Here is an 18,107-nt window from a genome sequence, read left to right on the forward strand (position 1 = left end):
GTCCGCCCGGAGGGTTTCCGAGCGCGGCCGGCCGCGCGGCGGCGGAGACGGCCGGGGTGGTGCTCGCGGGTCTGGGCGTGTGGGGGGCGGTCGCCGGCCTCGGGCTGCTGCGTCACCCGTATCCGCAGCTGGCGGTGCTGGCCGCCGGTGCGGCGCTCCTCCCGCTGCGGCGCCGCTTCCCCGCGGCCGTGCTCCTGGCCCTCGCCGGGCTCACGGGTCTGGCGTCCTGCGTCGGACCTCTCACGGCAGCGACCGCGTACACGGTGGCGCGGCGGACGACCGGGGCGCGCAGGCGTGTCCGCCTGCCGGCCGCGGCGGCCGCTCTGCTCGTGCTGTGCGCGACGCTGTCCGCCCCCTGGCTCGGCCCGGGATCGGTGCCGTACGGGCTGGCACTCGGCCTCATCCTCACCCCGACCGCCGTCATCGTCCCCGGGCTGGTCGGCACGTCGTACGGGCAGCAACGGCGGCTGGTGCGGGCGCTGCGTGAGCGCGCGGACGCGGCGGAGCGGGCCCGCCGGCTGGCCGACAGCGAGGCCCGCCTCCATGAGCGGTCCCGGATCGCCGCCGAGATGCACGATCTGGTGGGGCACCGGCTCAGCCTCATCTCGCTGCACGCCGGCGGGCTGGAGCTGGCGCTGGAGACGGCCGACCCGGAGCTGCGTGAGGAGGCCGTCCTGGTGCGGCGGACCACCCGGGACGCGATGCACGAGCTGCGGCAGGCCCTCGGGGTGCTCGGGCCGCTGGGCCGGGACACCGGGACGGAGGCGCTCACCGACGCCACCGGTACCCGCGCCGACATCGAGACGCTGGTCGCGGAGTCCCGGGGCGGGGGGATCGCCGTGCGGCTCGTCTGGGCGGGGCCTGACCTCGACACCCGCCCGGCACGGGTGCGCCGGGCGGTACACCGGGTGGTACGGGAGTCGCTGACCAACGTGCACCGGTACGCGAGCGCGGCGCACGTCACCGTGACGGTGGTGCACGACGACGCGACGGTGCGGGTCACCGTCCGCAACGGCGCCCGGCCCACCGCCCCGGTCTCCGCCGGGAGCGTGGGCACCGGCCGCGGTCTCACCGGCCTCCGGGAGCGGGTCGGGCTGCTGGGCGGGACATTCGACGCCGCCGCCCTGCCCTCCGGCGGCTTCCAGGTGGAAGCGGCGTTGCCGGCCGAGCCCGGCGACGCCCCCGGCCCCGCGAGGCCCGCCACCGGCCCTGCGGGACCGGACGACGCGCCCGGCGAGGACAGGACCGACGACGGCTGGACCGACGACGACCGGACCGGCATCGAGGGCGACGAGGGCGACGTCCCTCCCGACCGCCGGACCGCGCAGGTGGTGGCGCTCGCCCTCGGGCTGGTGGCGGTGAGCGTGCTCATGGCCCTCGGGACGGCCTTCGTCTACGCCACCGCGCCGCGGGACGACGCCGGACCGCGCCCGCTGCCCCGGGTCGGCATGACCTACGCCGACGTGGCGGGGTCGGGTGTCCTGGACAACCTGGCGGTCCGGGCCGCGGCCACCGGCCACGAACCCCCGCGCCCTGCCGGGACGGTGGGCTGCATCTACCCGTTCAACGGCGCCACCGAGTCCCGCCCCGGCGGCCTGACCATCGCCCGCTACTGCTTCGACGCCGCACAGCGGCTCATCGCCATCGACCGCTTCATCGTCCCGTCGGTCCGGGACGCCGCACCCTGGGAGACCCCGTGACCGAATCCACCCCGCCGATCCGTGTCCTGCTCGCCGACGACGAGACGATGATCCGGCACGGCGTGCGCCTCATCCTCCGGCACGCCGACGGCATCGAGGTCGTCGCCGAGGCCCCGGACGGGCGGCAGGCCGTCGAGCTGGCCGCCGCACACCGCCCCGACGTGGTCCTGCTCGACATCCGGATGCCGGTGTGCGACGGGCTGGCCGCGATCGCCCCGCTGCTCGCCCTCGATCCCGCACCGCGCGTGGTCATGCTGACGACCTTCGGCGACGACGACAACGTCGTCCGGGCGCTGCGGGAGGGCGCCGCCGGGTTCCTGCTGAAGGACGAGGGCCCGCAGGAACTGATCAGCGCGGTACGGGCGGCCGCGGCCGGGGACGCCGTGCTCTCCCCCGGTGTGACGGGGGCGGTGATCTCCCGGATGCTGCGCGCGGGTGACGGACCGCAGGCGGGCGGCGCGCTCGCGGACGAGCGGATCGCCCGGCTCACCGGCCGGGAGCGGGAGGTCCTGGCGATGCTCGGCGAGGGGCTGTCGAACCAGGAGATCGCCGGGCGGCTCGGCATCGGGACGGGCACGGTGAAGACCCATGTGGGCGCGATCCTGGACAAGACCGGTTCGGCGAGCCGCGTCCAGGCCGCGCTGCTGGCCCACCGGATCGGCCTGGCCACCTGACGGCACCGCTCACCAGCCCCGTCGGCGGCCCGCCCGGGGCGCCGGCGAAGCTCTCGCCGTCCCCGCCCCGGGGCAGGGCTCCGCCGGCCCGTCTCTGCCCTTCGACAGAGACGGGCCTGCTGCCCTAGTCCCTTCGGCAGAGGTCAACTCCCGCCTTCAGAACGACCTTTTCGCAGTTCAGGGCCGTGAGGATGGACGCATCCCCCGGCTCGCGGAACTCCTCGCGGGCCGTCGCACGCCAGGCGGAGTATCCATGTCCCAGACGTTCCCTTCCTCCAGCACCGCTCTCACGGAGCCGGCCGCCCGCGCGTCGGGCCTGACCAAGACCTTCGGGAAGGGCGAGACCCGGGTCACCGCGCTGGACGCGGTGACGGTGGAGTTCGCGCGCGGCCGGTTCACCGCCGTCATGGGCCCGTCCGGGTCCGGCAAGTCCACGCTGATGCACTGCATGGCCGGCCTGGATCCGGTGACCGCGGGATCGACCCGGATCGGCGGGGTCGAGCTGGCCTCCCTGAACGACCGGCAGCTCACCCGGCTGCGCCGGGAGAAGGTCGGGTTCGTCTTCCAGGGCTTCAACCTCCTGCCGGCCCTCACCGCGCTGGAGAACATCACCCTGCCCCTGCGGCTGTCCGGACGGCGGCCCGACGGCGCGTGGCTGGACACCGTCGTCACCACCGTCGGCCTCGCGGACCGGCTCACCCACCGCCCGTCCCAGCTCTCCGGCGGCCAGCAACAGCGCGTCGCCGTGGCCCGCGCCCTGGTCTCCCGTCCGGAGATCGTCTTCGCCGACGAGCCGACCGGCAACCTCGACTCCCGTGCCGGCGCCGAGGTGCTCGGGTTCCTGCGCGACTCGGTGCGGGAGCTGGGGCAGACCGTGGTGATGGTCACCCACGACCCGGTGGCCGCCGCCCACGCCGACCGCGTGGTGTTCCTCGCCGACGGCCGCCTGGTGGACGAACTGCACGAGCCGACCTCCGGCGCCGTCCTCGACCGGATGCTCGCGTTCGAGGCCCAGGGCCGCACCTCCTGACCGCGCTCGCGGCCCCGCCGGCGCCACCCCGCGCCCGACGAAGCCACACCCGTCGTGCCCGCACCCGCCCAACCCATGCCCGTCGAACCCACACCCGCCGAAAGCCCACCATGCTGCGAACAGCCCTGCGCAACGTCCTCGCGCACAAGGCCCGTCTGATCATGACCGTCCTCGCGGTCTGTCTCGGGGTCGCGTTCATCTCCGGCTCGCTCGTCTTCGCCGACAGCACGACCGCCGCCTACCGCGCCTCCATGGCCAAGAACTACGCCGGCATCGCCGTCACCGTGGACCCGAAGTACCCCCCGGGCCCCCCCGCCGACGAACGCACCACCGTCCTCGACGACGCGCTCGTGGCCAGGCTGGCGGCCGTGCCCGCCGTCACGGCGGCCCGCCCGGCGGTCGACGGATCGGTCACCCTCGCCGCCAAGGACGGCACCCCGATGCGCGCCGACAACGCGATGGGCAGGCTGGCCGCCGCCTACCTCCCCGGTGCCGACGGCAAGGACGGCCGCTACCCGCTGACGGCCGGCCGCGCCCCGCGCACCGGCGACGAGGTGGCCCTGGACCGCACCACCGCGGCAGCCGGCGCCTACTCCCTGGGCGACACCGTCACCCTGGCCACCGACGGCCCCGTCCTGCGGCTGCGGCTCGTCGGCACCGTCGCCACGGACGACACCCGGGTCACCTCCGGCGGCACCCTCGCGGTGTTCGACAGGGCCACCGCGCAGAAACTGTTCGCCACCCCCGGCCACTACACCGGAATCAACCTGTCCGCGGCGCCCGGCACCGACCAGTCCGACCTGGCCCAGCGCGTCGGCGCGCTGCTGCCGGCCGACCGCGCCGAGGCGACCACCGCGACCGCGCAGCTCGACCAGCAGTCGGTCTTCATCGCCACCAAGACCAGCGGCTACTCCCGGCTGCCCATGGTCTTCGCCGTGGTGTCGCTCTTCATCGGCTCGTTCCTCATCGTCAACACCTTCACCATGCTGATCACGCGCCGCTCCCGGGAGATCGCGCTGCTCCGCGCGATCGGTGCCACCCGCCGCCAGGTGGTCGGCTCCGTGCTCACCGAGGCGGCCCTGGTCGGCCTCGGCGCCTCCGTGCTCGGCTTCGCCCTCGGACTCGCCGTCGCCGGCGTCCTGCCCACCCTGCTCGGCACCGCGCACGACGCACTGCCCCGGGGCCCGCTGGTGATCGGACCGGCGCCGGTCCTCGCCTCCCTCGTCGTCGGTGTCGGCGTCACGGTCCTCGCCGCGTGGCTGCCCTCCCGTCGCGCGGCCAAGATCGCGCCGATCGAAGCGATGCGCACCGCCGAACAGCCTCCCTCCGCGGCGCTGTCCCGGCTCAGGGGCGCGGCCGGCGCGGCCCTGCTCCTCCTCGGCGCGGGACTGCTCCTCTCGCTGAGCGACGCGAAGGACGCCTCGGACGAGCACCTGCGGACCGCGATGGCCGGATGCGGCGTCCTGGTGACCGGGCTGATCATGCTGGCCCCGCTGCTGGCAGGCCCGGTGATCCGCCCCCTCGGCCGGCTCACCGCCCGGTTCGGCGTCGTGGGCGAGCTCGCCCGGCAGAACGCCCTGCGGGATCCTCGCCGCACTGCCGCCACCGCCGCCGCCCTGATGATCAGCACCGCGCTGGTCTCCGGACTCGCCGTCATCGACCACTCCTCCGGCCGGGCCCTGGACTCCCAGGCCGCCGCCGGCCTGAGCGCCGACTACGTCATCAGCACCCGCAACACCACCACCGCCATCGACCCGGGCGCCGTCCGACGGGTCGCGGCCCTGCCCGGCATCACGACCGCCTCCGCCGTCGCGGACTCCACCATCTCCACCGGCGCTTTCGTCCGGCAGGTCTCCGGCGTCGACCCGAAGACCGTGGGGGCCGTCATGAAGCTCCACTTCACCAGCGGTTCCGTCGCCGACCTCGGACCGGGCCGGATCGCCGTCTCCAGCAGTTTCGCCCGTGACAACCGGATCGGCACCGGCGGGAGGATCAACGCGAGCATCGGTCCCGGCCAGGGCGACCGCGACCGGCCCTACACCGTCGTCGGGATCTACCAGGACAACCCCACCGCGCAGGAGGTCCTCGCCTACCGCGGCGATGTCCAGCAGCACGGCTTCCTGCGGGACTCCGTCCAGCGCATCCTCGTGACCACCGACGCCGCTTCCCCGGAGCGCGAGAGGCAGCTGCGCGGCGCGGTCGACAACAGCCCCCTGCTGAAGGTCCAGAACCGCGCCCAGCTCGTCCGGGAGCAGGCCGACGTCGCCGGCGACCTGCTCACCATGGGCCTCGGGCTGCTCGCCATCGGCGTGATCATCTCGGCGCTCGGCATGATCAACACGCTCGCGATGTCGGTCACCGAACGGACCCGGGAGATCGGAGTCCTGCGCGCCGTGGGCATGGACCGCAGCGGCATCCGCCAGCTGATCCGCCTCGAATCCTTCACCGTCGCCGCCTACGGCACCCTGTTGGGCCTCGCCGGCGGCCTGTTCGGAGCCTGGAGGATCAGCGGACTCGCCAACGGGGCCATTCCCCAGTACACCTTCGCCCTCCCTTGGGGCACCCTCGCCCTCACCGTCGTGCTCTCGCTCGCCGTCGGTGCCGCCGCGGCCGCACTCCCGGCCCGCCGGGCCTGCGCTCTGGGCCCCCTCCAGGCGGTCACCGAGGCCTGACCCGCACCGGGCCGCCGTCGGTGACGGCCGGGCCGCTCCCCCGCAACCCGCCCGGTCGGGCGGGGGTCGGCGACAGCCGCGCCGCCGCCGGGCCCCGCCTCGGGGCCCGGCGGCCGAACGGTCAGGCCCCGGGGTCCTCCCGCCGGGTCAGGTTGGCCCCGGTGCCGGGGTCGAAGACGTGCATCCGGGCCGTGTCGACCCACAGCCGCAGGGCCTCGCCCTCGGCGGCGCGGGTCCCGGTGTTCAGCCGGGCGACCACGTGATGCTCCTGCATCCCGGTGTCCGCCCGGCCGGAGTCGGCGGCCAGCTCGGCGAGCTCCTCGGTCCGGGCGGGCCCGCCCTCCTCGGCGAAGTGGACGTACACATCGGAGCCGACGGACTCCCGGACGTCCACGGTGACGGTGCCGATGAGGCCACTGCCGTGGTCGTCGACCAGCGAGGCGTCCTCGAAGTCCTCGGGGCGGATGCCCACGATGAGGTCGCGCGGCGCGTCGGCCCGCTCCAGGGCCTGCCGCTTCCGGTCGTCCAGCGGGAGGTCGCCCAGCGAGGTGCGCAACACGTTCTGTTCCAGGACCGCACCGAGGAAGTTCATGCCGGGCGAGCCGATGAAGCCCGCGACGAAGAGGTTCACGGGTGCGTCGTACAGGTGCTGGGGGCTGCCGACCTGCTGGACGACACCTCCGCGCATGACGACCACCCGGTCGCCGAGGGTCATGGCCTCGACCTGGTCGTGGGTGACGTAGACGGTCGTGGTGCCCAGCCGCCGTTGCAGGGCGGCGATCTGGGTCCGCATCTGGACGCGCAGCTTGGCGTCGAGGTTGGACAGCGGCTCGTCCATCAGGAACACCTTCGGGTCCCGGACGATGGCGCGGCCCATCGCGACGCGCTGGCGCTGTCCGCCGGACAGGTTGGCGGGCTTCCGGTCGAGGTGCTGGGTCAGGTCGAGGATCCGGGCGGCCTCCTCGACCTTGGCCGCGATGGCCGTCTTGTCCACCTTGGCCAGGCGCAGCGCGAAGCCCATGTTCTCCCGCACGCTCATGTGCGGGTAGAGCGCGTAGCTCTGGAACACCATCGCGATGTCCCGGTCCTTGGGAGCGCGGTCGTTGACGACCTGTCCGCCGATCCGCAGGGTGCCCTCGGTGATGTCCTCCAGCCCGGCGATCATGTTGAGGGTGGTGGACTTGCCGCAGCCGGACGGGCCGACCAGGATCACGAACTCGCCGTCGGCGATCGTGAGGTTGAAGTCGCGGACGGCCAGGGCGCCGTCCGGGTAGCGCTTGGTGATGCCGTCGAGGACGATCTCGGCCACGGTTCGCCTTCCTGGTCCGCCCGGTGGGGCGGTCTCATCCCTTGACTGCGCCGGCGGTGAGGCCGGCGACGATGCGGCGCTGGAACAGCAGAACGAAGATCACGATCGGAATGGTGATCACCACGGCGGCCGCGGCGATCGAGCCGGTCGGCTGCTGGAACTGCGAACTCCCGGTGAAGAAGGCGATCGCCGCCGGCACGGTCCTGGCCGAGATCGTCGAGGTCAGCGAGATGGCGAACAGGAAGTCGTTCCAGCAGAAGATGAAGACGAGGATGCCGGTGGTGAACACGCCCGGGGCGGCCAGCGGCGCGATGACCAGGCGGAAGGCCTGCCACGGGGTGGCACCGTCCACCTTCGCCGCCTTCTCGAGGTCCCAGGGGATCTCACGGAAGAAGGCCGACAGGGTGTAGATCGCGAGCGGGAGGGAGAACGTCATGTACGGGATGATCAGACCGGCCCAGGTGTCGAAGAGGCCGAGTACGCGCTCGATGTTGAACAGCGGCGAGACGAGCGAGATCGGCGGGAACATCGCGATCAGCAGGGACACCCCGATCAGCAGCCGCTTGCCGGGAAACCTCAGCCTGGCCACCGCGTAGGCCGCCATGGTGCCGAGCACCACGGCGATCGTGGTGGCGATCACCGCGATCCCGATCGAGTTGACGAGGGCGCGGGTGAACTCGGACGTCTGGAAGATCCCCCGGTAGTTCTCCCAGGTCCACTTGCGCGGGACGAAGTCGCCGTCGGTGAGGGTGCTCGGGTCCTTGAACGAGAGCGCCACGATCCACCACACCGGGAACAGCGCGTAGAGGATGACGACCAGGTTGGCGATGCCCCAGCCGGTCAGTGTGCGCGTCCGGCGGCTGCTCATCGACGCTCCGGTTCGCCACCCGGCGCGGCGGCACCGAAGACCCTGATGAAGACGAAGGCGATGACCGCCACACACATGAAGATCAGCACCGAGATCGCCGAGCCGATTCCCAGGTTGAGGGCGGTGAAGAGGTTGTCGTAGCCGAGGATCGACACCGATCCGGTGTCGTTGGAGCCACCGGTCAGCACGTAGATGTTGTCGAAGATGCGGAAGGCGTCCAGGGTGCGGAAGAGCAGGGCGACCAGGATCGCCGGCTTCATCAGGGGCAGGACCACCAGACGCATGCGCTGTCCGAAGGTCGCGCCGTCCACCATCGCCGCCCGGACCGTCTCCTCGGGCACGAGGGCGAGGCCCGCCAGCAGGAGGAGGGCCATGAACGGCGTGGTCTTCCACACCTCGGCCAGGATGATCAGTCCGATCGCCTGCCACTGGTCGGTCAGCGGGGCGCTGCCCTCGGGCAGGAGGTCGGCGAGGTAGCCGATTCCCGGCGTCCAGGCGTACTGCCACGAGTAGGCGGCGACCACGGTCACGATGCCGTAGGGGATCAGGACCGCGGTGCGGACGGTGCCGCGCCCGAACACCGCACGGTGCATCACCAGGGCCAGGACCATGCCGAGGACCAGCTCGATCGCCACCGACACCACCGTGATCAGCACGGTGACCCACAGCGCCTGCCACCAGAACGGCGAGCTGAGGACAGCGCCGTAATTGGAGAGCCCCACCCAGCGGGCCTGCTGCGGGAACCGCAGGTCGTACCGCTGCAGCGAGAGGTAGACCGCGTACCCGATGGGGTACGCCGTGACCGCCAGCATGACGATCGCGGCGGGCGCACAGAGCAGCAGGCCCAGCCGGCGCTCCTGCCGGGCGCCCTCGGACAGCTGCTCGGTCTTGTGCCCGCCGGTGTCGGCGGGCGCGGTGGACGGTGTCACGGAATCAGCCCCTTGGAGCCGAGCGCGTCCTCGATCTGCCCGCGGAGACCGGCGATGGTGCTCTCCGGCCGGATGTCGGCGGGCGGTGAGAGAGAGTGCGAGATGGCGATGGACACGTTCTGGTAGGCGGGGGTCTGCGGCCGCACGCTGGCGTTGTCCAGCGCGGCCAGCACGTCCGCGGCGAACGGGTAGCTCGACGTGAGCTCGGCCGCCTGGTACAGGCTGCGCAGGGAGGGCGGCAGCCCGCCCTTCAGCGCGTTGGTGAGCTGGTTCTCACGGTCCCGCAGGCAGAGCGCGGCCTCGAACGCGAGGTCCGGGCTGCGGCCGTACGCGCCCACGGCGAGGTCGATCCCGCCGATGGTGACGGTGGCCGGCCGGTCGGGCAGGACGGCGGGGTACGGCGCCCAGCGGAAGTGCTGGAACAGCTCGGGCTGGTTGGCCTTCATCGACGGGTACACGAAAGGGTAGTTGAGCTCGAAGGCGGCCGTTCCGGACTCCATCGCCAAGCGGTTCTGGTCCTCCATCTGATTGGGCAGGGAGGGGTCGGCGGCCGCCGAGGTGGCGGTGTCGTGCATCACCCCGGCGGCGGCGACAGCGGGCGGACCGAGTGAGGGCGCCTGGGCGTCCGGCGTGAGGATGGAGCCGCCCGCACTGGTCACCAGGGTGTTGAACCAGACCGTCAGTCCCTCGTACTGGGCGCCCTGGATCTCGACGTAGTGCGGCTTCCCCTGCTTCGCCAGCGCGTCGGCCTGGGCCAGCATCTCCGCCCAGGTCTTCGGGGGAGCCGGTACCAGGTCGTCCCGGTACCAGAGGAGCTGCGTGTTGGAGTTGTACGGCGCCGCGTACAGGTGCCCTTGCCAGGTCGCGGTCTGCACCGCCGCCGTCAGGGTGTCCGCGACGGCCTGCTCCTTCATCGGCCCGGTCCACTCCCGGATCCACCCGGCCTCGGCGAACTCGGCCGGCCAGGTGACGTCCAGGCCCAGGATGTCCACCCCCGCGTCGTGCGCGGCCATGCGGCGGACGAGCTGCTGGCGCTGGCCGTCGGCCCCGCGCGGCAGCTTGTTGTACTTGATGGAGTACCGGCCGCCGGACTGCCGGCCGCACCGGTCGGCGGCCGCCTGGAGAGCCCCGGAGTCGTCGGGGAAGTTGTACCAGTTCAACGTCACCGGCCCGCCCTGCCCGCTGCTCCCGCAGCCTGCCAGGACGGACGCGACCACGCAGAACCCCATGGTGACGCCCAGCCATCGCGAGCGGAACGTGCGGCCCTTCGCCATCGCTCTCCCGACGTGAAGCTGAACGGACCTCCCGACAGTAGCCACGTGCGGTTTCGGGGCCGGTGCGCGCCACGCCGGTCGATCAGCCGAACGGAGCAGTCCGGTCCGCCGGGGCCGGCACCTTTCGGCCGGATCCTCGCCGGCGGCCGGCCGGCAGTGGCAGCCCGTCCGACGACGGCGGTGGCCCGTCCGGCCTCGTCCGCCACGCCCGGACGACCGCCACGAACACAGGGGTGGCTCCGAACGAGTGGACTCGTCGGAACGCGTACCGGACGGCCACCGCCCGGGCCCGGACCGGCATCCACCCCTCCCCCCGTTCCCCGCAGCGGCCCCGGCGCGCCGGCCGGACACAGCCTAGGATGGCTCCCATGGCCGACCACCGCTCCTCCCAGCCCCACGAGGACGCCTCGTTCCTGTCGCTCGCATCGAGGAACTCCGTGCTGTCGATCGGCTCGGTCGGTTCGGTGCTCTCGATCGGGTCCGTCGGTTCGGTGCTCTCCATCGGCTCGGTGGGCAGCGCCCTGTCGGTGGGATCGCTCGGCTCCGCCCTCTCGCTTCTCTCGGCCGGATCCTGGCTGAGCACCGGCTCGTTGCTCTCCGCCGGCTCCCGCTGGTCGGTGCTGTCCTGGCGCTCGACCGGCGGGTTCCTGACGGCCGGGGCGATCGCTGCGGCGGCCGGCGCCACCCTGCTGGCCACCCGCCGGGAGCCCGCGAAGACCCGGTGACCGGCCGACCGGTGTGCACAGGAGGGCCGGTCCGCCCACCTCGCCCGAACGGTTCCCCGGCGGGACGCCCGTCGGCATGGTGCCGGGACCGGGCCCGAACCCGCCGAGTCCCCTAAGGGGCACCCGTGGGGCATCCCGGGGGCGGTGGGCCGTCCCCTCAGGCGCACCCCCTACTCTTCTGAGCTGACGTCAACTCCCCTTCGCCCGGACTACCGTCCTGGGCATGACCGGAACCCGCCGCACTGCCGCCGCGGCGGCCCTGCTGCTCGCGCTGCCCCTGCCCCTCGCCGCCGCCGTTCCGGCGCTGGCCGCACCCGCGTCCGGCACCGTTGCCACCGCGCCCGCCGCCCTGCCGGCGGGCGACCACACCGAACTGCCGCGCCCGACCGGCCCGTACGCGGTCGGCCGGGAGATCCTGCACCTCGTCGACCAGGACCGGACCGACCCGTGGGTCCCGTCGGCGGGCCCGCGCCGGCTGATGGTGTCGATGTACTACCCCGCCAAGCGCGGGACGGGCGGCCCGGCCCCGTACATGACCCCCGAGGCCGCCCGGCTCATGCTCGACGGGAAGGTGCCGGGCAACACCATCCCCACCGAGGCGCTCACCGCCACCCGCACGTGGGCGGAGTCCGACGCGCGCCCGGCCCCCGGCCGGTTCCCGCTGGTGCTGCTCTCCCCCGGTTTCACCATGCCGCGCACCGAACTGACCAGCCTCGCCGAGGACCTGGCCAGCCGCGGGTACGTCATCGCGCTGATCGACCACACCTACGAGAACACCGGGACGACCTTCCCCGACGGGACGACGCTCCCCTGCGTCATCTGCGACCGGTTCCCCGAGGGCGGGCCCGAGGCCGTGTCCGCGAGCCGTGCGAAGGACATGTCCTTCGTCATCGACCGGCTGACCGCCCACCCCCACCCGGCCTGGCGCTACGCGCGCATGATCGACTCCAACCGGATCGGCACGGCCGGGCACTCGCTGGGCGGTGCGGCGGCCGTCCCGGCCCTGCTCACCGACGACCGGATCCTCGCCGGGGTGAACCTGGACGGCACCATGGACTTCGAGGTGCCCGCCACCGGGCTCGACGGCAAGCCGTTCATGATGCTCGGCCACCCGCTGGACGACGGCGGGGAGGACTCCACCTGGACGCGGAGCTGGGCCAACCTCGACGGCTGGAAGCGCTGGCTGACCGTCGCCGGCTCCAACCACGGCACCTTCACCGACGTCCCGCTGCTGGCCGAGAAGTTCGGCATCCCCAGTCCGCCCGGCACCACGATCTCCGCCCAGCGGTCGGTGGAGCTCACCCGGTCGTTCGTCGCGGCCTTCTTCGACCTGCATCTCAAGGGCGTCGAGCAGCCGATCCTGGACGGGCCGACCCCGGGCAACCCGGAGATCGGCTTCCACTCCCAGGCCCTGTGATCCAGCCTGCGGCGGGGTGGTGAGAGAGGCATCAAGGCCCGCGTCAGCAGCGGCCTCCGGTGCGACGCGGCTCCGCGGATGCGACGGAACGAGGGCAAAGAGGAGAACCCACTCCTTGCCACTCTCAACTTATAGCGCACCGGGGGGCTTGCGGCAAGGCCCCCTTGGTGGGGCAGAATCGCGGGCCGAGGCCACTACCTGCAGAAACGGGAGATTCACAAGGTGCGTGTGTTGTCGTCGGTTGACGGGTCGTGCAGGGACGTCGAGGCGGGGGTGGGACTCGCGCTGCGGCTGCGGGCACTCGGCGCCGAGATGCGGGAGTGCGCGCAACCGGACTTCGCGGGAACGACCTCGCATCGGAGCTGCTGACATGGACCCTCTGACCACCAGCGCGTTCGACCTGCCCGACCGTCTCTCCGCCAAGGCCGCCCCTGCGCTGATCTCCGCCGACGAGCAGCACTTCGCGGCGATCGAGGAGAGCCTGGAGCAGGCGATCGCCGAACTGTCCGACCGCCTCGACGAGGTACGCAGGACGCCCGGCGGCATCGGCCGGGAGGCGATGGACCGGGACACGGAGATCCACCGGCTGTCCGGCCGCCTGCGCGCCCTGCGTCGCTTCGGCCTGGACCTGTGTCTCGGGCACGTCGTCGGTGCGGACGACTCCGAGCCCGTCTACATCGGACGGCTCGGCCTCACCGACAGCGACGGCCGCCGGCTGCTGCTCGACTGGCGCTCCCCCGCGGCCGAGCCGTTCTTCGCGGCGACCCACGCCAACCCGATGGGTCTGGTGAGCCGCCGCCGGTACCGCTGGACCCGCGGCCGGATCAGCGACTACTGGGACGAGGTGTTCACCGCCGACGGGCTGGAGGGGCACGCCGCGCTCGACGACCAGTCCGCGTTCATCGCCAGCCTGGGCGCCAACCGGTCGTCCCGGATGCGGGACGTGCTCGCCACCATCCAGGCCGACCAGGACGCGATCATCCGCGCGGGCTCCCGCGGCGCTCTCGTCGTCGACGGCGGTCCGGGTACGGGCAAGACCGTCGTCGCCCTGCACCGCTCCGCCCACCTCCTCTACTCCGACCCCCGTCTCGGTCACCGTCGGGGCGGGGTCCTGTTCGTCGGTCCGCACCAGCCCTACCTGGCCTACGTCGCCGACGTCCTGCCCAGCCTCGGGGAGGAGGGCGTGCAGACCTGCACCGTGCGCGAGCTCGTCGCCGAGGGCGCCAAGGCACCGGTCGAGACCGACCCGGAGGTGGCCCGCCTGAAGTCGTCCGCGGACATGGTGAAGGCCATCGAGCCGGCCGTCGGCATCTACGAGGAGCCGCCCACCGAGGGGATGACCGTCTCGAGCCACTGGTCGGACCTCTGGCTGTCCGCCGACGACTGGGCGACCGCGTTCGAAGCGGTCGAACCCGGCACCCCGCACAACGAGGCCCGCGACCAGATCCGCGAGGAGCTGCTGACGATCCTGATGGAGAAGGACGACAGCGACGCCTCCCCCGAGCTGCTCCGCAGGTCCCTGCTGCAGGACCGGGACTTCATCAAGGCCCTCAACCGCGCCTGGCCGATGCTGGAGGCGACCGACCTCGTCGGAGACCTCTGGACGGTCCCCGCCTACCTGCGCAAGTGCGCGCCCTGGCTCAGCCGCGACGAGATCCGCGCGCTGCAGCGCAAGGACGCCCAGGCCTGGACGGTGTCCGACCTGCCGCTCCTGGACGCGGCACGGCAGCGGCTCGGCGACGCCGAGGCGTCGGTCCGCAAGCGTCGCCACGAGGCCGCCGTCGCCGCCGAACGTGCGCGCCGGGCCGACGTCATCTCCGGTCTGCTGGAGGCCGACGACGACGGCGAGGGCGCGGTGACGATGCTGCGCGGGCAGGACCTCCAGGACACCCTGATCGACGAGACCGCCCTGCCCGCCGCCGATCCGGACCGGCTCGCCGGCCCGTTCGCGCACATCGTCGTGGACGAGGCGCAGGAGCTGACCGACGCCGAGTGGCAGATGCTGCTGCTCCGCTGCCCGTCGCGGAGCTTCACCATCGTCGGGGACCGCGCCCAGGCCAGGCACGGGTTCACGGAGTCGTGGCAGGAACGGCTCGAACGGGTCGGGCTCGACCGGATCACCATCTCCTCCCTGAGCGTCAACTACCGGACGCCGGAGGAGGTCATGGCGGAGGCCGAGCCGGTCATCCGGGCCGCGCTCCCGGACGCCAACGTGCCGACCTCCATCCGCAGCAGCGGCATCCCCGTGGTGCACGGGTCCGTCGCCGATCTGGACTCGGTCCTCGGCACCTGGCTCGATGCGCATGCCGAGGGGGTCGCCTGCGTCATCGCCGCCGGTGACCTCGACGACGGCGCGTTCCGGGCGTCGCCCCGGGTCCGGTCGCTGACGCCCGAGCTGTCGAAGGGGCTCGAGTTCGACCTGGTCGTCATCATCGACCCGGAGACGTTCGGCGAGGGCATCGAAGGAGCGGTCGACCGCTATGTCGCGATGACCCGGGCGACCCAGCGGCTCGTCGTCCTCACCGGTTCCTGAGCCCGGCGAGGTCCCCGTGATCGCCGCTCCGACGATCACGGGGACCACCGCCGACGGAGTCCGCCACCACGACGGGCCCGGCCCTCAGCCGTGCCCGTCGACCAGGTCGACCGCGGCTTCGGCGAACGCCCGGACACGGGCGGTACCGCGGTCCGCCGGCCAGATCAGGCCCCACTCCAGCGGCGGGGCGTCACTGATCGGTACGTAGGCGACGTCGGGGCGTGCGTAGTAGCGCCTGGTGTGCGCGCCGACGGCCAGGGCCCCCTGCCCGGCTCCGACGAGTGTGAGTGCCTCCTGGAACGTCCCGGCTGCCGGGCCGGGAGTGACGGGCATGACGCTGCGTGCGACGGCCGGCGACCGGCCCGACTGCAGTGACGGTACGGCAGCGTGATCCGGCAGGTGCACCAGGCGGACGCGGGCCAGGTCGTCGACCGGGACGCTGCTGCGACGGGCGAAGGGGTGGTCCGTGGAGACGGCGAGCATCCACGCCTCGCGCACCAGGACCGGGCCATGGGCGATGCCGGGTTCGCCGACGGGGAGGGCGCTCAGCGCGAGGTCCACCTCGCCGGAGTGCAGCCAGTGCAGCAACTGCCCCGCCTGCACCTCCCGGATGCGCACCTCGCAGTCGGGGACCCGCTCGCGGAACAGCTTGGTCACGCCGGCCAGGAGTTGCGCGCCGGCCGCGCTGACGAAGGTGACGTGCAGGGTGCCGGACACGCCTCGTCCCGCCTCGACCGCCCGCTCCACCGCCGTCCGCACTCCCGCCCAGGCGGGGCGCAGCTCCTCCTGCAACTGCGTGCCCGTGGAGGTGAGTTCGACACGGCGGCTGGTGCGGCGGAACAGCGGCACACCCACCCTCCGCTCCAGCTTGCGGATGGTCTGGCTGACGCGGGCGGTGGACACGTGCAGCCGCTCGGCGGTGCGGCCGAAGTGCAGCTCCTCCGCGAGCGCCAGGAACGCCTCCACCTCGTGCCGCTCGATCACGCGCCCCTCCTGCCGTTAAGCCTGGGTTCACGATCATTGCGCACACGGCCGTTGGTCGCCAGTGATCACTGCGCCAGAGTGGGTGACGTCGAACACGACGTCAGTCACTCACCGGAGGCCACAATGGACACCACCGCCCACCACGCCCTGGCCGCGCAGCCCGCCGACACCGCCGCGGTGGTCGCCGAACTGCGCGACCGCGCCGAAATCACCGACGCCCTCTACCGGTTCGGCCTCGGCCAGGACCTCAAGGACCGCGAGCTGTTCGCCTCGGCCTTCACCGCCGACGCGGAGCTCGACTTCCGCCCGGCCGCCGCACGCTGGGGCGGCAAGCCGCCGCTGATGAGCGGCCGGGACACCATCGTCGACGCCATCCTCGCCATGTTCACCGGCCGCGTGGACACCACCCACCAGGTCACCAACCCGCGGATCACCGTCGACGGGGACACCGCCCGCCTCACCGCGCTCGTCGAGGCCCAGCACCTGCTCACGGCCGACCCGGGCACGCACGCCCTGCTCAAGAACCCCTACACCGTGGACCTGGTACGCGACGGCAGCCGCTGGCTCATCCGCCGGATGCGCATCGACAACACCTGGTTCACCGGCGACCCCGTCGCCGTCTTCGGCGCCTGACGGCAGCGCGGCCGGAGGCGGGGGTAGCCGGCCTGTGTGCCGGGGATGCGCCTTGGCTCCCACGCTCGCCCCGCCCCCGCCGGCCGGGCAGTCCCGTCTCCCCGTTCAGGTGGTCGTGGGCCGGTCGGTGCCCCGGCCCGACGGCGCGCCCTCCGCCGGCGGACGCCGGCGGGCGGGCACAGTGGTGGGGTGGTGGCACAAGAGGCGGTGCCGGAGGAGCAGCGGGCGGGCTGGTTCGAGCTCTTCTTCGACCTGGTGTTCGTCGTCACCGTGAGCGTTCTGGCGCACGACCTGCACGGCGATCCCGGAGCGAAGCAGTTCGGCACCTTTCTGGTGCTGTTCTTCCCGGCCTGGTGGGCCTGGGCCAACCTGACGGTCACGATCAACGTGTTCGGCTCCGACCGTCCCGGCAGCCAGGCACTCCTGCTGGCCGCGATGCCCGCCCTCGGGCTGATGGCAGCCGCGGCGCCGGACGGGCTGGGAGACCGGGCGTGGGCGTACGCACTGGGGGCGGCATGGGTGCGGCTCGCGTTCTTCGGCATCTGGTTCGGCCGGGCGCGGCAGCCCGGCAGTCCGCTGCCGCGCTGGCGGCCGGTGCTCTACTGCCTGACGCCGGCCGTGCTCTGGGCGGTCTCGGCCGCGGTGCCGAACCCGGGGAGGTTCGTGCTCTGGATCGCGGCTGTCGTGCTGGAGGTGACGCTGTTGGTGATCCGCGCCGGCATCACCACGGAGTTCTACGCCCGGCTGTCCACCGAGCACCTGGTCGAGCGGATCGGACTGTTCGTCGTCATCGTGCTCGGGGAGAGCGTCTTCACCGTCGTCGTCACCCTCGCGGACCATTTCACCGGCCCGTCCGGCACCGCCGCGCTGCTCGGTTTCGTGGTGGTGGCCGAGCTCGCGATGATCTTCTTCGTCTGGGGCACCACGGAGGCCGCTCGCGGGCTCCTGCGGGCGCAGGCGGGCGGGTCGGACCGCGCCATCCGCGACACCGTGATGTACCTGCCGTTCGTTCTGGTCTCCGGTATCACCGTGATCGCCGCCGCCCTCGGCACCGCGGTGGCCGAGCCCGACCATCCGCTGCCGCCCGGCTCCCGGTGGGCGCTGTGCGGCGGCATCCTCGCCTTCTACTCCGCCAACGCCGCCATCTCGCTGCGGTACGGGGATGCCCTGCGTACCGTTCTCGGCTGGTACCTGCCGTGTCTGCTGCTCACCTCGGCAGGTCTGGTTCCCGCGTCGGTGTTCCTGCCGGCGTGGGCTGCCGTGGGCTGCGCCGCCATGGTGGTGTTCGCGCTGGCCAAGCTCGCCAAGCACCGCAGCGCCGCCCGACGGGCGGACGCCGGAGGGGCCGCCTCGTAGGCG

At 73.0% G+C, this 18,107-nt stretch carries 14 protein-coding genes; 9 read left to right on the forward strand and 5 right to left on the reverse strand.

Features of this window, described 5'->3' with window-relative positions; genetic code table 11:
• Positions 1 to 56 precede the first annotated feature (56 nt).
• The 4 genes from OG286_RS02885 to OG286_RS02900 all read left to right on the forward strand — a co-directional run bounded on the left by OG286_RS02885 (position 57) and on the right by OG286_RS02900 (position 6,076).
• Positions 57 to 1,700: a sensor histidine kinase gene (locus tag OG286_RS02885; RefSeq protein ID WP_396320432.1), complete on the forward strand. Its 1,644-nt coding sequence runs from the start codon at positions 57 to 59 to the stop codon at positions 1,698 to 1,700.
• A 47-nt stretch (positions 1,701 to 1,747) separates the two neighbouring features.
• Positions 1,748 to 2,374: a response regulator gene (locus tag OG286_RS02890; protein ID WP_396320568.1), complete on the forward strand. Its 627-nt coding sequence runs from the start codon at positions 1,748 to 1,750 to the stop codon at positions 2,372 to 2,374.
• Positions 2,375 to 2,627: 253 nt separating this feature from the next.
• On the forward strand, positions 2,628 to 3,404 hold the full coding sequence (locus OG286_RS02895) for an ABC transporter ATP-binding protein (RefSeq protein ID WP_396320433.1): 777 nt from the start codon (positions 2,628 to 2,630) through the stop codon (positions 3,402 to 3,404).
• A gap of 110 nt (positions 3,405 to 3,514) precedes the next feature.
• Positions 3,515 to 6,076 carry an ABC transporter permease gene (locus tag OG286_RS02900; RefSeq protein ID WP_396320434.1) on the forward strand — a complete coding sequence of 854 codons (2,562 nt, stop codon included), beginning with the start codon at positions 3,515 to 3,517 and terminating at the stop codon, positions 6,074 to 6,076.
• A gap of 121 nt (positions 6,077 to 6,197) precedes the next feature.
• Here the strand turns inward: OG286_RS02900 and OG286_RS02905 are convergent, their stop codons facing one another.
• The 4 genes from OG286_RS02905 to OG286_RS02920 are packed head-to-tail and all read right to left on the reverse strand — an operon-like array spanning position 6,198 to position 10,456.
• Complete coding sequence (locus OG286_RS02905; RefSeq protein ID WP_396320435.1) at positions 6,198 to 7,385, reverse strand: ABC transporter ATP-binding protein; 1,188 nt, start codon at positions 7,383 to 7,385, stop codon at positions 6,198 to 6,200.
• Positions 7,386 to 7,419: 34 nt separating this feature from the next.
• On the reverse strand, positions 7,420 to 8,253 hold the full coding sequence (locus OG286_RS02910; RefSeq protein ID WP_396320436.1) for a carbohydrate ABC transporter permease: 834 nt from the start codon (positions 8,251 to 8,253) through the stop codon (positions 7,420 to 7,422).
• Positions 8,250 to 9,182, reverse strand: coding sequence for a carbohydrate ABC transporter permease (locus OG286_RS02915; protein ID WP_396320437.1), 933 nt, complete (start codon positions 9,180 to 9,182; stop codon positions 8,250 to 8,252). Before OG286_RS02915 ends, OG286_RS02910 begins: the two co-directional genes overlap by 4 nt.
• Positions 9,179 to 10,456 carry an ABC transporter substrate-binding protein gene (locus tag OG286_RS02920; protein ID WP_396320438.1) on the reverse strand — a complete coding sequence of 426 codons (1,278 nt, stop codon included), beginning with the start codon at positions 10,454 to 10,456 and terminating at the stop codon, positions 9,179 to 9,181. The genes OG286_RS02915 and OG286_RS02920 overlap by 4 nt, the downstream gene beginning before the upstream one ends.
• 368 nt (positions 10,457 to 10,824) lie before the next feature.
• Between OG286_RS02920 and OG286_RS02925 the strand changes: the two genes are divergently transcribed.
• The 3 genes from OG286_RS02925 (at position 10,825) to helR (ending at position 15,131) form a co-directional block, all read left to right on the forward strand.
• Positions 10,825 to 11,181 (forward strand): hypothetical protein, encoded by a 357-nt coding sequence (locus tag OG286_RS02925; RefSeq protein WP_396320439.1) that lies wholly within the window; start codon positions 10,825 to 10,827, stop codon positions 11,179 to 11,181.
• Between the two features lie 223 nt (positions 11,182 to 11,404).
• Positions 11,405 to 12,598 carry an alpha/beta hydrolase family protein gene (locus OG286_RS02930; protein WP_396320440.1) on the forward strand — a complete coding sequence of 398 codons (1,194 nt, stop codon included), beginning with the start codon at positions 11,405 to 11,407 and terminating at the stop codon, positions 12,596 to 12,598.
• Between the two features lie 370 nt (positions 12,599 to 12,968).
• Positions 12,969 to 15,131 carry an RNA polymerase recycling motor ATPase HelR gene (gene helR / locus OG286_RS02935; protein ID WP_396320441.1) on the forward strand — a complete coding sequence of 721 codons (2,163 nt, stop codon included), beginning with the start codon at positions 12,969 to 12,971 and terminating at the stop codon, positions 15,129 to 15,131.
• Between the two features lie 84 nt (positions 15,132 to 15,215).
• Here the strand turns inward: helR and OG286_RS02940 are convergent, their stop codons facing one another.
• Entirely contained in the window at positions 15,216 to 16,115 is a 900-nt protein-coding gene (locus tag OG286_RS02940) for a LysR family transcriptional regulator (protein WP_396320442.1), read from the reverse strand.
• 123 nt (positions 16,116 to 16,238) lie between these two features.
• On the opposite strand from OG286_RS02940, the gene OG286_RS02945 reads away from it, so the two are divergent.
• On the forward strand, positions 16,239 to 16,748 hold the full coding sequence (locus OG286_RS02945) for a nuclear transport factor 2 family protein (RefSeq protein WP_396320443.1): 510 nt from the start codon (positions 16,239 to 16,241) through the stop codon (positions 16,746 to 16,748).
• Positions 16,749 to 16,937: 189 nt separating this feature from the next.
• On the forward strand, positions 16,938 to 18,104 hold the full coding sequence (locus tag OG286_RS02950; protein WP_396320444.1) for a low temperature requirement protein A: 1,167 nt from the start codon (positions 16,938 to 16,940) through the stop codon (positions 18,102 to 18,104).
• Positions 18,105 to 18,107 lie beyond the last annotated feature (3 nt).

Origin of the sequence: Kitasatospora sp. NBC_00039, assembly GCF_045160625.1 — a bacterium.
Lineage (GTDB): Bacteria > Actinomycetota > Actinomycetes > Streptomycetales > Streptomycetaceae > Kitasatospora.

Bases quoted from the DNA above. Each gene is read 5' to 3' on its own strand.
- OG286_RS02890 (WP_396320568.1), top strand. From the start codon at position 1,748: ATGATCCGGCACGGCGTGCGCCTCATCCTCCGGCACGCCGACGGCATC.
- OG286_RS02895 (WP_396320433.1), top strand. From the start codon at position 2,628: ATGTCCCAGACGTTCCCTTCCTCCAGCACCGCTCTCACGGAGCCGGCC.
- OG286_RS02900 (WP_396320434.1), top strand. From the start codon at position 3,515: ATGCTGCGAACAGCCCTGCGCAACGTCCTCGCGCACAAGGCCCGTCTG.
- OG286_RS02910 (WP_396320436.1), bottom strand. From the start codon at position 8,253: ATGAGCAGCCGCCGGACGCGCACACTGACCGGCTGGGGCATCGCCAAC.
- OG286_RS02920 (WP_396320438.1), bottom strand. From the start codon at position 10,456: ATGGCGAAGGGCCGCACGTTCCGCTCGCGATGGCTGGGCGTCACCATG.
- OG286_RS02925 (WP_396320439.1), top strand. From the start codon at position 10,825: ATGGCCGACCACCGCTCCTCCCAGCCCCACGAGGACGCCTCGTTCCTG.
- OG286_RS02930 (WP_396320440.1), top strand. From the start codon at position 11,405: ATGACCGGAACCCGCCGCACTGCCGCCGCGGCGGCCCTGCTGCTCGCG.
- helR (WP_396320441.1), top strand. From the start codon at position 12,969: ATGGACCCTCTGACCACCAGCGCGTTCGACCTGCCCGACCGTCTCTCC.
- OG286_RS02945 (WP_396320443.1), top strand. From the start codon at position 16,239: ATGGACACCACCGCCCACCACGCCCTGGCCGCGCAGCCCGCCGACACC.